Genomic DNA, 14,336 nt, shown 5'->3' with positions numbered 1-14,336 from the left:
CCACGGCCATTTGTCCGTGCTATCCTCCCAGAAAAGTCAGATGGCGGCTTCCAAAATGCCCCGCATCCTTTCAAAATCCAACCCGGCGCCCGGCGGTGCTCTCCCTGACGGCAGGCCGCTCACGCTCTGCACGGGCCGCTGGCCGGGCGTCGAGTTCTTCGTCAAGTCGCAGGACATCTCCCGGCTGACCACCTGGACCATCACCGACAGCCGCCACACGGCGATCGTGCACTTGGACGGGCCCATCCATCGATTGGAAACGGAGCTGCAGGGAGCCGGCAAAGCCTGGGAACCGCCAATGCCTGGCGAGGTCTGGGTGGTGCCCGGCCAGGCCCGCTACGCCAGTCTCGCGCACGGGCGCACCGTCCACTATGCGGAGCTGTTCTTTGATGGTGAACATCTGGCCCGGTTCACCGGAGCCCCCGCGGCTCCGCCCCCGGTGCGGCCGCTAGCGGGTCACTACGATCGCTTCCTGCAGACTGCCGTCGAACGCCTGCGGGCTCTCGTGGCCAGTTCCCAGGACTTGGCTCAACTCTCGGCCCAATGTCTCAGCCAGACCCTCTACACGCATTTCTTCCTGCAGTATTCCGGACACGCGGAGCCCGCCAACCGCCGGAAGCCCACCTCAACGCTACCGGCGGAGACAGTGCGCCGGCTCGGCGACTATGTGCAAGCGAACCTGGCTCAGGCCCTGACGCTGGACGGCCTGGCGTCCATGGCAGGCATGCGGCCCCAGCCGTTTCTGTCGGCCTTCCGCGCCTCCTTTGGAACGACCCCCGCCCAGTTTGTCATCGAAATGCGCGTGCGCCGGGCCCGCTGGCTCCTCCGGAACACCACCCTCGACATCACGAGGATCGCCCTGGACACCGGCTTTTCCAGCCACGCCCACCTCAGCACGACATTCCGCGCCCGCCTGGGTGTCCCGCCCCGGGAGTTCCGGGCGGGCCTCACACAGCCGGACTGAGCCTGGCCCTGCTCCAAACCAGGGCAGTCCACATAAGGCAACGTCCAAGCTGGCGCCTTGCCTCCTGCTCTACGCGGTCACTGCCTGGGCCGCCGAGCCGGGTGTGGCCGGGCCCTTGCGCCGTAGTACAGCCGCCGAGATCAGGGTAATCAGCAGGCCCACGGGCAACGGCTCCATGAAGGTATAGGCCATATTCACGAGGGGGTTCTGATAGAGCTGCTGGGAGTGCTGGATCTCCGCCACCTGCGCGGCCACGGTGGCCGGGGCGAGTCCGGACGCCTGGACCTTCTTGATCTGCGCGGCCCAGTAGCTGTCCATGAAGTGCGGCATGAAGTTGAAGTAGAGGATCTCCCACATGACCACATAGCAGACGGTGGTGATCAGGGTGATCAGGATGCCGCAGGCGAAGGCGCGGCCAAAGGAGATCCGGCCGGCGAGTTCGTTGTCGCGGTAGCTGCGGACCCCGAAGTAGATCAGCAGGAACGACGCCACCATCATGGTGTAGCCGAGGACCATGCTGTGGCCGGTGCCGATCTTGTCGGCGAGCAGCAGCGACCCGCCCATCAGGACGGAGATGATCAGGCCGGCGATGAGGCCGAAGGTGAGGACGGTTTTCTTCATGTGAGGCTCCTGGTGCGAATGGCGATGGAGTCACGATGCCGTGTAACGGGGCCGGCTGTCGTCATCCTTTCGGATGATTCTACAGCATGAAGCCGAAATAGTCCTTTCGGATGACGCCGTTACGGTAGCAGGCCCAGTTCCTTGCCGCGCTGCACGGCCTGCGTGCGTCGGGCGGCCCCCAGTTTGTCGAAGGTGCGGGCACAGTGCGTCTTCACGGTGCTTTCGGAGACGAAGAGCTGCCCGGCGATCTCGCGATTGCTCAGCCCGCGCGCGATCAGGTTGAGGATCTCCAACTCGCGGGCCGTCAGGCCCAGGGCCTGCTGCTGGGCCGTATCGGGAGCGAAGGGTTCAGCAGCAGGTGCCTCCATGGGCACAAGCACCTCCTTCACCACCACGGTCTCGCGGACAATCTCCCGCCGCCGCGTAATCCGCAGGCCGAGCCAGATCCCGAAAGCGGCGAAGAGGATGGCCACCAGTGTGGTGTACAGCTCAACGGAGTGCTCAATGACCACGAAGCGGTATTCGGTGTACTGGAGGGTGGCGATGAGCACGCCGCCGACGAGACCAAAGAGGAGGACGTGGCGCTTCATGCGAGGGCTGTGGAACGAGTATAACCCTCCCTGCCCGCGAGCCCCCAGCCCGTCGCAGACACATGGAGCCTCGACCCTCAGGGTGCGGATAGCCCACCGAACGGCCACATCAATTTATTAGCGCGCCCCCAAGCCCCTCGCCCTCCACAGAGTCCCCCACCCCCGCCAGTCCGCCAGGCCGTGCCGCGACTGCAAGGGGCGGGGGAGCAATGAAAAGGCCCCACCCAACCAGCGGGCGAGGCCGTTCCCCTGTCCAACCACGAAGCTCACGCCCCCTGCAAACCCGGCCCCAACCGGCCCGCCAGCCGCGCCGCCGCCGCGATGCTGACCTCCCTCCACTCCCGGACCGAAGCCGGAAGCCCGCACCGGGCCATCAGCTCGCCCAGCCAGTCCTCCGCCGAGGCCTCCGCCTGTTCCGGCCCATACAGCTCCGTCACCGCCTGGAAGAAGGCCGCGAGTTCCCGCTCCGCCATGGCCTTGGCGCCGCCACAAGTCAGTTCCTGATTCATCATCCTCACCAGGGAAGCCTCCCCAACTTCGCATGCGTAAACGTACCCGTCGGCCCGTCCGGACCCAGCAGCGCGACCCGCACCGCTTCGGCCGCCCCTTCCTCCACCGTCTCCGTCCCCGTATAGTTGTTCAGGTTCGTCTTGGTGTACCCCGGAGTCACGGCGTTCACCCGGATCCCCGTCGACTCCAGCTCAATCGCCATGGCCACCGTCATCGCATTGAGAGCCGTCTTGGATGCGGGGTAAACCGGGCCAAAGATCGGGCGGAAAGGGGAGTTCGGATCCGAGTTCGCCGTCAGCGAGCCCAAGCCGCTGGACACATTGACAATCCGCGCATGCGGAGCCTCGCGCAGCAGCGGCAGCATCGCCTGGTACACCGCCAGCACCCCGAACACATTGGTCTCCCACACCGCGCGCACTTCGTCCAGGGACACAACGCTCGGCCGCGTCGTCCGGGTATACTCCTCCATCGTCATGTCGGGCCGCATACTCGTACTGGAGATGGCGGCGTTGTTGATGAGCACGTCGAGGCGGCCAAACTCGTTCCGGATGCGGCTCGCGGCGGCCGCGATGGAAGCTGCATCCGTCACGTCGAGCTGAACCGCGTGGGCGTCTCCGTCGATCGTTTCCGCCGCCGCCAGGCCGCGTTCCAGATTCCTCGACCCCACCAGCACCGTGAGGCCACGCGCCGCGAGCTCTTTCGCGATCTGAAGACCGATGCCCTGGTTGGCTCCGGTGATCAGCGCGACTTCCTTATCGTTTCCTGGTCTGTCGGGCATTCTGCTCTCCCTTTCCTTCACGCCGTTCGGAACATCTCGTCCAGGTCGGCAATCAACCCCGGCCCCTCCGGCTGCCAGCCCAGGCGCTGCTGGGTCAGGTCGCTAGTCGCCGGCATGTCGAGACCCGCGAAGTTGCCGAGAAACCCAAAGTGCTCCACCGCCTGCTCCGGGGCGACAGAGACAACCGGAATCTGCAAACCTCGCCCAATGGCTTCCGCGATCTCTTTCGCCGGCACCCCCTCCTCGCCGACCGCGTGATACCGCGCGACCGCGCTGTCGTGGCCGGCCGCCGCCTTCTCCAAGGCCAAGCGGTACAGCCGCGCCGCGTCCAACCGGTGCACGGCCGCCCAGCGGTTGTGTCCCTCGCCGACATACGCGGAGACGCCCTTTTCGCGCGCCACGGCGACGAGATACGTGACAAAGCCCTGCTTGACGGGATCGTGGACCTGCGGCAATCTCATCACCGCCGTGCGCACGCCGCCGCCAGCCAGCAGGTCCGCCGTCTGTTCCGACATCCGCGGATACCCTCGGCTGCCCTCGGCGGGCGGCCGGTCTTCTTCCGTGGCCGAACGTCCGGGCGCAATCAACCCGATCCCGCCCGTCACGACCAACGGCCGCTCCGAACTGGCGAGCGCGGAACCCAGGGCCTCAATGGCCTGCCGGTCCAGCTCGCAATTGGCCGCGAACTTCGAGAAGTCGTGATTGAAGGCGCAGTGGATCACGCCGTCCGCCAGCGCGGCCCCACTCCGCAGGCTTTCGAGGTCTTCGAGGTCGCCGCGATGAACCTGCGCGCCGATGGCGGTCAGGGCATTCGCGCCCTCTTCCGAACGGGCAAGGCCCAGCACCTCCTGGCCCGCGCCCAGCAATTCCTGTGTAACAGCGAAGCCCACGAAGCCCGTGGCGCCCGTAACAAAAACACGCATGCTTATGGCCCTTTCTGGATTGACCAGGCTACGGCAATCTGCTAAAACGGAGATTGTCTCCGCATTCGTAGATTACCGGAGACAGTCTCCGGTTGCAAGTAAATTCCAGTGGCCACCAAGCGTGTTCAACCCGCCTCCAGAAAACCGCGCGCCGATGCGGAGCGGAATCGCGACCGCATTCTGCAGGTAGCCAAGGAGGCGTTCACGCGGTTTGGCGCGGAAGCGAGCCTGGACGAGATCGCCAAGCAGTCCGAAGTGGGTGCCGGCACGTTGTACCGCCACTTCCCGACGCGCGAGGCGTTGATCGAAGCGGTCTATCGGACGGAAGTGGCGAAGCTCGCCGCGGCCGAGCGCAAATTCGCCGAGTCGATGCCGCCGATTGAGGCCTTGCGGGCCTGGATGAAGTTGTTTGTGGAGTACATCGCGGCGAAGAAGCTCATCGCGCCGGTCTTGAACACGCTGCTAGGCGGCGCTTCCAAGGTCTTCGAGTCTTCGCACGTTCAGATCTGGGACGCGATCCGGGCCCTGGTCCAGCGCGCGATCGCCAGTGGCGACATCCGGGAAGACCTCGACCCCCTCGACCTGCTGCGGGCCCTGATCGGAGTGGCCAACGTCGCCGCCAGTCCCGACTGGCAGCAGAGTGCCCAAAGGCTGGTGGACATCCTGATCACCGGCTCGCGGCCGACCAAATAATCGCATCCAGCCTCTTGTAGGGCAGGATTCTTTCCGCACGCGATATAAACCCCGCCGTCGCAAGCCTCCTACTGATCTGATCCCGCGAAGCCTGAGGCGATAGCGCATCCGCTCCATGGGCCCTTCGCCACCTAATGGCCTCGCGGCTTTCGTCCGATCACTGTCTGTCCGCGGCCAGAACGGCCGGCAAGGGAATCCAGAAATCCGATGAGGAAGCCGAAGCGCTACAGGGTCTATCTGGCCTGGGACCAGTCCATCGACAATCCACTGGAGGGCATAGGTCTCCTGGTCAGTCCGGCTGAGGAAATCGAACTCCCTCTTGCAGGCAGGATCATCACGGCCGTCAGCCACAGCCGGGCGTTCGTCCTGGTAGACGACCCGGCTGGGCTCCTGCAGGGCAGCCCCCAGGGCGAGCCGCTACTGCGGGTGATGCGCGCACGCTTGTTTGGACGCGAAATAATCTACGCTGCACCACTGGGCAATCCACCGAAAGGCTGGAAACTCTCGGGACGCACCGGTCGCTATGTCTGGGGTGGCAGCGACGTTGTGAGCGACATTTCACCTCGCCCCATACCCCTCCGTTGGTGGGTGCCCGAACCGGCCCGTCATCGCAGGAAACAAAGGACAAAACGGCCCTAATCTTCGTCTGGAATGCGGACGATGGTACTGTTGACGGTGTTGTCTGGAAGCTGAGCCGCAAGCTACTTCGAAAGGCAACACAGAAATGAATTCATCCAGTATGGAAAACCAACAACCACTCATCGCGTTCTTTCTTCAGCCCTATCCCATATCTCAAACTGGTCCGACGAACAGTGACCACGAAGAGTACAGCAGCGAGAGGCAGTTGAATGTCGGTGTCGACGGCTTGCCGCTGCATCTCGCCCGCAGCAGCAGCCCGCCAACCTCCTGCTATACCCCCGGTCACACCATTCCCGCCGGCTACACCCCGAGCGGGAAATACAAGTCGTCCACCATTGTGCCGGGCAAAACCGACAAGCGCGCCGGTCGCTAAATGGACTCCTCAGCGGTCTTGCTCGTCGCGCTCGAGAGCGATCTTCATGCGGACAGCGTCGTCTACCGGTTGAGCGAAAAAGGTGTCCGGGTCGTCAGGGTCGATCCCACCGTCGATCACTGTCTTCCAGCGAACGTACATATTGAAACCGGGACGGGAACTCGCGCCGTGTACGAGTTCCCATCCGGCGAAACACTGTCGTCAGCCGACATCACAGGAGTGCTCTGCCGCTTCGCCATCGATGGCCTGACGCCGTCTGATGCCAACCCCCTCGCCTATTTCTCCAGATCCGAAGAACTGGCCGCGTTCCTGGCGCCTTTGCGCATGTTGGACTCATCACTGTGGATCAACGATCCCTGGGTCGAGGCGCGCGCCGATTGCCGCATCCTCCAAGCCCAGCAGGCCATCGCCGCGGGCTTGAGCGTCCCCCCTTGCATCGTCAGCTCAGACTACTCGAAGCTTCTGGAATTCCACGCGGCCCACAACCACGACTGCATCATCAAGCCGATCTCGAATGCCGCGCTCGCCAAGGTCAGCGGAGAGTTCGTCCACGCCCATGAACTCACCACTGAAAACTTCTCCGCTCCCTACGCGGTCGAGTTTCGGCCCTTGCCGTCCGGTCATCGGGACAGTGTCGACACCACGCCGTCTCTCCTCCAGGAACGAGTCCACAAGAAATTCGATATTCGAGCCACGGTGGTCGACAACAGCGTCTTCTCCGCGGCCATGCGCGTCCGCAGCGGCGCGCCGGTGGACTTCCGCCGCGAAACGAACTTTCGCGCCGAGCCCTTCCCCCTGCCTCCCGCCATCCAGGCTTCGTTGGTAACGCTGGTCGCGTCGCTCGGATTGCGTTACGCCAGTTGCGATCTCACCGTCGATGAGAACGATGAGATCCGCTTCCTGGAATCGAACGTATCCGGCAACTGGCTCTGGACCGAACTGGACGCGGCCTTGCCCATCAGCGCGGCAATCGCTGCCGCGCTCATTCAGACGCAAGGCCGGCCCTGCTGACAGCTACTGCTTCGGAGCTTCAGGAGCCTCCCGAGCGTTAATCAGGTCCAGTCGCTTGCGATAGAGCTTCGAAACACAATCCTTGTCAGTGCACGCCGCCAGTTCGTCCTTCCATTCCGAGTGGCTTCTCACCAGTTCCGCCCGGTCCTCACTGGTGAGGCCCGCGTCCAGCTTGCCGTAGGCAGCCGTCAATTGGTCCCGCTCCGTGGCGAGTGCCGCGGCATCACACCCCTCAAGCTTGCATTCCGGGATGTCCCACGACCCGCCCGGCGAGGCAGCAGCCTGCGCTTCCGCCGTTGGCGCCGCATGTTCGAGCCTGGGCTCCACCACGGCTGCGGGTGTTTCGGGTTTGGCCGCCGTCTCCTCAGCGGCTTTGCGCTCTGGATGAAGAGCCACGGCCAGCCCGGTCATCGTGAAGAACCACGCGCTCGAGAGCAGCACGCCCATCAGAATCCCAGAGGTGGGCCTTTTCATCGCTATCATCGGTATGCCTCGAAATAGTTCTTGCCTTCGCAGCTCGGACAGATCGCTTCCCACTGATCCTTTTGCTGCCGTAGGTCCTTCGTCATCCACCGGCTCAGGCCGGATTGCCCCATGATCTGGTTAACCGCTTTGCCGGAAAACCGCGTCCCTGCCCGGCTGATGGTCTTATTGATACCCATACGGCCGTAATATCCGCAATGCGCGCAAGTGCGCCGGTGAACAAGCTCGCTGTACTCGGATAGCCGCTCCTGGATGGAACCCGTTGGGGCGGCTTCTTCGCAATCCTCCTCCGCGTCCTCCGAGTCCTCCACCGCCGCCCCGTTTCCGAAATCGTCGACGGAGTCGCAGGGGTCATCGTCGAGAAACTCAAGACCCGTTCCAGAAGCTGCGGCCCTCGCCGCTGGCGGCGGCTGTACACGCACTGGAGCGGAGACCACCGTTGCCGGTACTGGCAGAGCCGGAGGACGCACCTCCACCACCGCGGCAGAGGCCAAGTCCAAGGTCTTGCCAGGGAGCATCCCCTCCGAAATAGCTTTGTTGACACACCACGCGGTCTCGGGCACCGAGAACCCCACCACATTCGCCAGCGCGATGACGGAATCTACGCCCTGGTTCATCGCCTGCTGTGTCATGCAGACGGCAGTCATCCTGCGATTCCGCGCCCGCCCCACACACCAGAAAAAGATGCCCGGTGACCCAACCAAAGCCGAACACATCAGAAAGATGGCCGCCGGGTCGCGGCTGCCTGATAGGGCGAGCCCTCCGCCCGTCAATGCGAGCACCCCGCCGGTCGAGGCGAAAGCAACACCGCATATTCCTAAGAATCCAATGCCTGGTTTCATGAATTACCCTGGAAAAAGAAGATTTTGGCAGCCGCTACCGCAAGCAGCATAATGAGAATCGCGGCGCCTCCCAGCATCACTCTCACCACCACAATGGCAAGCATGCGCTTCAGGATGATCACGACCATGTCCCATACCGTCGTGCGCCTGGAGGACGGTAAGAAGGAGAACGGAGAAGGATGTCGCACTGTTTCAGTATCGGGAGTCAGGCCGCAATTGATTACAGCCCACGCACAGAAGATCAATCGTCACAGCATCGCCTCCATCTCTTCGAGACTTGGGACATCGTCCGCCTCGATTGTCGAAAGATGACGCTGTGTCGGACGCCGCATTCGGGCCACGCGATCCGCATGCCGTTGCTGGACTAGTTCGAATAGATTTCGCACCATTCGCCCGTTTCCAAAATCCGCTTGCCGGTTCGCCCACTTCTCCGCCAGAGCATCACGAACCAGCTCTAATCCCTCATCTTTCACTTCGTATCCTGAATCACGTGTACACTTCAGGAAAATCTGCACAAGTTCGTCGGGTTCATAGTCCGGGAAATGAATCAGTTTAGTGAACCGCGATTTCAGCCCCGGGTTGCTGCCAAGAAACCTTTGCATCGGCTCTGGATACCCCGCCGCCACCACCACCAGGCGATCCCGGTTATCCTCCATGCCCTTCAGTACGGTATCGATGGCCTCTTGTCCAAACCAGTCGCGATCTTCCGCCTTCAGCGTGTATGCCTCATCAATGAAGAGCACTCCGTCCAGTGCCGACTCCACTGCTTTATTCGTGGCAATCGCCGTCTGGCCCAGATACCCCGCCACCAGTTTCGACCGGTCCACTTCCACGATATGACCCTTCTTGAGAACGCCCAGGCATCGGTAGATCCGTCCCAGCAGTCGCGCGACTTGCGTCTTCCCCGTACCCGGGTGTCCGGTAAATACCAGGTGCAGCGACATCTTCATCGCCTGCATCCCATGCCGCTTGCGCAGTTGGCCGACTCGGATGAAGTTCGTCAGCGACATCACCTCGCGCTTGACACTCCCCAACCCGATCATCGCCTCGAGCTCCGCCGTAGCGGCCTCCAGCGTATCCGGTTCCTCGTCCGCCTCCACTTCTTTGTTTCGTGCTCTCGGGCTCTGGCGTGATCCGGAGCGCTTCGCCGGAGGAGGCGGCTCGTCCTCTTCTTCTTCCTCCTCCTCTTCCTCTTCTTCCTCTTCCTCAGGCGAGTCGTCTTCCTCTTCCGCTTCATCAGCGGGCTCCTGCGCCACACTCACCGTCAGGCGCGCCTTGATCTCAGCGATCAGCGTCCGCTCGGCCAGCGTGATGGCGCCGTCCACCGCCGCGGCCGCTTCGCAGTATTCAACAATCGCGTCGATAATCCTGGTGGACAATGCGCCCGCGTCCTTGCGCTCGGCAAACATCGCGAAGCGAAGCAGGGCGGGCGTCAGGTCCACCACTTCCTCGAACTTCGATTTCTTGGCCCACAGGAATTCAGCCAGCGCTGGCGCGGTGAAAGTGCCTCCGAAGAGCTCGTTCCAGGCTGCGCATTCCGCACAACTCACTGAATGATCCGCCCCGAAAATCACACCAGCCAGGCGGATGGCATAGCGTCGGAGATCTTCTTTGCAGGTCACGCCTCCTGGCAGTTCCGGAAGCCTCGCATCAATCGTTGACGCAATCCGCACAAGGTAGTCATAGGCTTCCTGCAACCTCCGTATCTCAGCCGATTGCTCCGGCCGGAACACCGCCGCGCCGCAATTCTCACAGAACCGGCATTCTTCGGAGTAACGTGCTCCGCAACTCAAACACTGACCCTTGAAAGACATCTCTTCTCTACCGTATTCGGTAGGTTCCCCAGGGAACTTTACTAGAGCCGGCCGCGCCAACAGCCGCGCTCATCCCCCCTCCGTTTCCTCTCTCCGTCTCATCGGAGGAACTCCGGTCACAGCGCCCGCAACTACCCTCCCCGGTAGGTAACGCCCCCCTTCGACGGCCTTCATCCATCCTCGCCATGCGGCGTCCCGATTCGCCCACCCGCCAGCAAGTCGCTCGCGGTCAAAGAGGGAGCGCGTCCTTTGGACCATGAACTGCAATGCAAGTTCCAGAACGGCGTGTCCAAGACAGAAAGAAGGGGAACTGGATGGCGGCATCGACAGTCTGGAAGGGTTACATCAGCTTTGGCCTCGTATCGTTTCCGGTACGGCTCACCTCGGCTGCCCGGGCCGAGAGGGTGCGTTTTCATATGCTCCACAGGAAAGACCTCTCGCGCGTGAAAGAAGTCTGGTTCTGCGCCGAGGAAGATAAGCGCATCGAACGCACGGACGTTGTCAAAGGCTACGAGCTGGACAACGGCAACTACATCGTCGTGGAGGATGAGGAATTGAAGAAGATAGCGCCCCCAACGGCGACCACCATGGAAATCCTGCAGTTTGTAAGCAAGGATGAGGTGGACCCGATCTTCTTCGAGAGCTCCTACTACGTCACCGGCGAAGGCAAGGCGGCAAAGCCCTACGCGCTATTCACGGCCGCCCTGGAAGAGACAAACCAGGACGCGGTCGCCAAGCTGGCCATGCACAACCGCGAACACGTTGTGCTCATCCGGCCCTCCGAAGGGGGCCTCATCCTCCACACCCTGTTCTACCCGGATGAGCTTCACCAAACCAACAGAAGCGAGACGCCCAAATCGAAATACACCGCCCGGGAACTGGAGCTGGCGAAGGGCCTGATCAAACAGATGAAGGCGCCCTTCCAGTCGCAGGAGTTCACCGACGGCTACCGGGCAAATGTAGAACGCCTTCTGTTGGAAAAGCAGAAAGGCAGGAAGATCACCAGCATCCGGCAGCCTCGCAAGGCGCCCGTGATCGATCTGATGGATGCCCTCAGGCGCAGCCTGAAATCAGGGGCGGGGAAAGTGGCGGCCAAAGGTCATGCCAAGCCGGCAGCCCATAAGGCATCCGGGCGGCGCAAGGCCGGGTAACGTCGCGCCAACGCCGCCAAAGCCCGACACTTTTTACCACTTCCGGTAGTCTGCACGGGTAGTTCTTCCCGGCATTCCAGCCCCGCGCGCTCCCTCCCGCAAAAAGGCTTGTCCAAATTCTGCGGCTGGACGGAGCCAAATGCTGTCCTACCTGGCTGCTGCCAGCTTGGGCAGCGACTGCGCCGGGGGGCGTACCGGCGGTACGCGCCGTTTGTTTTTGATGCGCGCCAGAACCTCCTTCATCGTGAACTGGCTGGCGGACTGCAAATCCTTCAGCTCTTTCCACTCCAGCGGCAGCGCCACCGGAGCCCCCGGCCGCGCTCGGACCGCATAGTCGGCAATAGCTGTGGCCGTGTAGTCGTTGCGGAAGTGATCGATAAAGATCTTGCCCTTCCGTTTGGCCTTGCTCATGGTGGCGACATAGGCCTCCGGTGTGGCCTCCACCATCTGCTGGGCCACCCAGGCCGCGAAGGCCTTCACCGCCGGCCACTTCTCGGTGCCGTCCAGGGGCACCGTAATATGCAGTCCTTTGCCGCCGGTGCACTTCAGGGAAGATTCCAGTCCCAGCAGTTGAAGCTGCTGCCGCAAGTCCTGCGCGGCCAGCTTGACCGCCTCGAACGGTACCTCCGGAGCGGGGTCCAGATCGAAAATCATCCGGTCGGGATAGTCAATCGCATCCACCGGCGCGCCCCACGGATGCAACTCGATGGTGCCCATCTGCACGACCTCCAGCAGGCCCTTTTCATCCTCGATGTAGAGATACTCGTATTCCTTGCCCTTGTGCCGGAAGGCGAATGGCTTCACGTCCGGGCCAAAACCCTTGCCCGGATTGCGCTGGAAGAAGCACTCCGCGTCGATCCCGGAGGGGCAGCGCAGCAGGCTCAGCGGCCGGCCCGCCACTTGCGGCAGCATTAGCGGCGCGATCGCGGCATAATACTCCGCGAGTTCGCCCTTGGTCACCTGACCGTCGGCGGACAGGATCCGGTCGGGATGAGTGATAGTGACGCCGGCCAGGACCAGGCCTTCAGCCGCGGCCTTCTTCTTCCTGGGCGCTGGGGCTGCCGAACTCTTCACGGGCGTCTCCTGTTTGACATCGCGAGCCTCCTTGTCCTCCCTCAGCCCCAGGAACGAGGGATGCCGGATATGCCCGTCCTGGGTCCATTCGGCAAAGGCGACCTCGCAAAGTAGTGAAGGCCGGATCCAGTGGACAGTCTTCCATTCCCCTTCGCCCAGTCCGGTGGTCTCACCTCTGGATAGCGTCGGCTTCCTGGTCGCCATTGCGTCGAAACGCTGCCTCAAGGCACGGGCGGAGGCCAGGGAAAAACCCGTCCCCACCTTGCCTGCATAGTGCAGGGCGCCCTGCTTCCGATATCCCAGGTACAGGGCGCCCAGAGCGCGGCCGCCTGTGCGCGCGTCGCTGAAGCCAAGAATGATGAACTCCTGCCGCAGCGAGCATTTGATCTTCAACCAGCTCTTCTGTCGCCCCGCGACATACGACGCAGTGGCGCGCTTCGAGATGATCCCCTCCAGCCCGGTCTCGCAAACCTGGGCGAACACCGCGCCGCCGTCACCGTCAATATGCGCGCTGTAGTGCAGGCTCTTCTGTTTCGATCTCTTCAGCAGGGTTTCCAGCTTCTTCTTTCGCTCGGTCAGCGGCAGCCCGGTCAGATCCTGGCCATCGAGATGGAGCAGGTCGAAAACATAAGCGTCAATCTCTTCCGGCCTGCCTCCGTCGCCCAGCGCAGTCTGCAGGGCCTGGAAACTGCTCTTGCCGCGCCCATCGACAACCACCGCCTCCATATCGAGGACCGCGTCTTTCACCTTCAGCTTCTTCAAGGCCGCGGCCAGCGAAGGAAAACGCACGGTCCAGTCGTGGCCGTTCCGTGTCCGCAGCGCAGCGGCGCCTCCGGCGGCAAAACCGAGCAAACGGTAGCCGTCGAACTTGATCTCATGCAGCCATTCGTCGCCCTGGGGCGGTTCCTCGACGAGCGTGGCCAATTGGACGGCCGGGTGAAGCTCCATGAGGCGCTCCAGAGGCCTGTCGGATCCGAGCACCTGCTGAGCCTTCCTCTGGATCGCCCTCACTTTGCCGTGCGGGGCCGGAGCCCGCGGGCCCGCGATCTGCTCCATGGATCGTCCTGTTTTGACGCTGGAATCGAGCCCGCCAAGGAACTCCTCATTCGTTTCATCGGGACGCGCCTCATCGTCCTTCTCCTTCACCAGGAGCCAGTTCTCCCGCTTGCCGTCCCCGCGCATGCGGATGAGCCCCCAGCCGCCCTTCAGGCGCTGCCCATGAAGCAGGAAAGAAAGGTGGCCCTTCTTCAGCCCCGCATGCGGATCCCCCTTGGGCTCCCAGTGGCCGTCGTCCCACAACATCACGGTGCCGCCCCCATACTGGCCTCCAGGAATGGTCCCCTCGAACTGGCCATAGGAGAGGGGATGATCCTCCGTGCGAACCGCCAGCCTCTTGTCGGCGGGATCGAGGCTCGGCCCTTTGGTGACCGCCCAGCTCAAAAGGACGCCGTCCAGTTCCAGCCGGAAGTCGTAGTGCAGCCGCGTGGCGTCGTGCTTCTGGATGAGATACGACAGCTTCTTGCCCTTCGCCCGGATCCGTCCGGGCGTGGGCTCGGGCGTCTTCTTGAAATCGCGTTTGCTGCGGTAGTGCTCGAGCGCCATATCATTCCCCGTGCCCGCACTTCCCTCCGTGAACTCCTGCAATGGCTGCGGTCATGAGCCATCCAAGGGTCTTCCCTCAGGCGTGGCAAACCTGGAGGAAACGGTTCCTTCGCATATCACCTGCAATCGCCATTCCATCCGGCCGGGCCCCCGTGAACTAACACGAGCAACTGTTTGCCACGCAATCGCGATTGCCCCCGAGGCCAGTCTGAGTGTGGGGCGAGATTCATCTTGCGCGGGACTTCAGTCCCACCCCGTCCGCCCTCCC

Annotated in this window: 16 protein-coding genes; 6 read left to right on the top strand and 10 right to left on the bottom strand. The window is 62.8% G+C overall.

Annotation, left to right across the window (positions count from 1 at the left end):
- Positions 1–40 precede the first annotated feature (40 nt).
- Positions 41–964, top strand: a complete 924-nt coding sequence (locus IRI77_RS14795) for an AraC family transcriptional regulator (protein WP_194452815.1) — start codon at positions 41–43, stop codon at positions 962–964.
- Positions 965–1,033: 69 nt separating this feature from the next.
- On the opposite strand, the gene IRI77_RS14790 is transcribed toward IRI77_RS14795, so the two are convergent.
- The 5 genes from IRI77_RS14790 to IRI77_RS14770 form a co-directional block, all read right to left on the bottom strand.
- Positions 1,034–1,585, bottom strand: a complete 552-nt coding sequence (locus tag IRI77_RS14790) for a DUF4199 domain-containing protein (protein WP_194452814.1) — start codon at positions 1,583–1,585, stop codon at positions 1,034–1,036.
- A gap of 119 nt (positions 1,586–1,704) precedes the next feature.
- A complete protein-coding gene (locus IRI77_RS38645; protein WP_194452813.1) occupies positions 1,705–2,175 on the bottom strand; it encodes a LuxR C-terminal-related transcriptional regulator in 471 nt (156 codons plus the stop codon).
- A 266-nt stretch (positions 2,176–2,441) separates the two neighbouring features.
- Positions 2,442–2,687 carry a hypothetical protein gene (locus IRI77_RS14780; RefSeq protein WP_194452812.1) on the bottom strand — a complete coding sequence of 82 codons (246 nt, stop codon included), beginning with the start codon at positions 2,685–2,687 and terminating at the stop codon, positions 2,442–2,444.
- Between the two features lie 2 nt (positions 2,688–2,689).
- Entirely contained in the window at positions 2,690–3,463 is a 774-nt protein-coding gene (locus tag IRI77_RS14775; RefSeq protein WP_194452811.1) for an SDR family NAD(P)-dependent oxidoreductase, read from the bottom strand.
- Positions 3,464–3,480: 17 nt separating this feature from the next.
- Positions 3,481–4,386 carry an SDR family oxidoreductase gene (locus IRI77_RS14770; RefSeq protein ID WP_194452810.1) on the bottom strand — a complete coding sequence of 302 codons (906 nt, stop codon included), beginning with the start codon at positions 4,384–4,386 and terminating at the stop codon, positions 3,481–3,483.
- Between the two features lie 108 nt (positions 4,387–4,494).
- Between IRI77_RS14770 and IRI77_RS14765 the strand changes: the two genes are divergently transcribed.
- The 4 genes from IRI77_RS14765 to IRI77_RS14750 all read left to right on the top strand — a co-directional run bounded on the left by IRI77_RS14765 (position 4,495) and on the right by IRI77_RS14750 (position 7,102).
- Positions 4,495–5,079, top strand: a complete 585-nt coding sequence (locus tag IRI77_RS14765; protein ID WP_194452809.1) for a TetR/AcrR family transcriptional regulator — start codon at positions 4,495–4,497, stop codon at positions 5,077–5,079.
- 207 nt (positions 5,080–5,286) lie between these two features.
- Entirely contained in the window at positions 5,287–5,718 is a 432-nt protein-coding gene (locus IRI77_RS14760; RefSeq protein WP_194452808.1) for a hypothetical protein, read from the top strand.
- Between the two features lie 100 nt (positions 5,719–5,818).
- Positions 5,819–6,091 carry a hypothetical protein gene (locus IRI77_RS14755; protein ID WP_194452807.1) on the top strand — a complete coding sequence of 91 codons (273 nt, stop codon included), beginning with the start codon at positions 5,819–5,821 and terminating at the stop codon, positions 6,089–6,091.
- Entirely contained in the window at positions 6,092–7,102 is a 1,011-nt protein-coding gene (locus tag IRI77_RS14750) for an ATP-grasp domain-containing protein (protein ID WP_194452806.1), read from the top strand.
- Between the two features lie 3 nt (positions 7,103–7,105).
- Here IRI77_RS14750 and IRI77_RS14745 read toward each other — a convergent pair whose 3' ends face one another.
- The 4 genes from IRI77_RS14745 to IRI77_RS14735 form a co-directional block, all read right to left on the bottom strand.
- Entirely contained in the window at positions 7,106–7,576 is a 471-nt protein-coding gene (locus tag IRI77_RS14745) for a hypothetical protein (protein ID WP_194452805.1), read from the bottom strand.
- A gap of 5 nt (positions 7,577–7,581) precedes the next feature.
- On the bottom strand, positions 7,582–8,217 hold the full coding sequence (locus IRI77_RS14740; protein WP_194452804.1) for a hypothetical protein: 636 nt from the start codon (positions 8,215–8,217) through the stop codon (positions 7,582–7,584).
- A 206-nt stretch (positions 8,218–8,423) separates the two neighbouring features.
- Entirely contained in the window at positions 8,424–8,555 is a 132-nt protein-coding gene (locus IRI77_RS38355; protein ID WP_267239385.1) for a hypothetical protein, read from the bottom strand.
- A gap of 120 nt (positions 8,556–8,675) precedes the next feature.
- Positions 8,676–10,049 (bottom strand): AAA family ATPase, encoded by a 1,374-nt coding sequence (locus IRI77_RS14735; RefSeq protein ID WP_194452803.1) that lies wholly within the window; start codon positions 10,047–10,049, stop codon positions 8,676–8,678.
- Positions 10,050–10,555: 506 nt separating this feature from the next.
- Here IRI77_RS14735 and ku point away from each other — a divergent pair.
- Complete coding sequence (gene ku, locus IRI77_RS14730) at positions 10,556–11,392, top strand: non-homologous end joining protein Ku (protein ID WP_194452802.1); 837 nt, start codon at positions 10,556–10,558, stop codon at positions 11,390–11,392.
- A gap of 147 nt (positions 11,393–11,539) precedes the next feature.
- On the opposite strand, the gene ligD is transcribed toward ku, so the two are convergent.
- A complete protein-coding gene (gene ligD / locus IRI77_RS14725; RefSeq protein ID WP_194452801.1) occupies positions 11,540–14,068 on the bottom strand; it encodes a DNA ligase D in 2,529 nt (842 codons plus the stop codon).
- Positions 14,069–14,336 lie beyond the last annotated feature (268 nt).

Source organism: Paludibaculum fermentans, from assembly GCF_015277775.1.
In the GTDB taxonomy this organism is placed as follows: Bacteria; Acidobacteriota; Terriglobia; order Bryobacterales; family Bryobacteraceae; genus Paludibaculum; species Paludibaculum fermentans.
The sequence above is the reverse complement of the archived record's forward strand: the minus strand, read 5'-3'. Positions and strand labels throughout refer to the sequence as shown.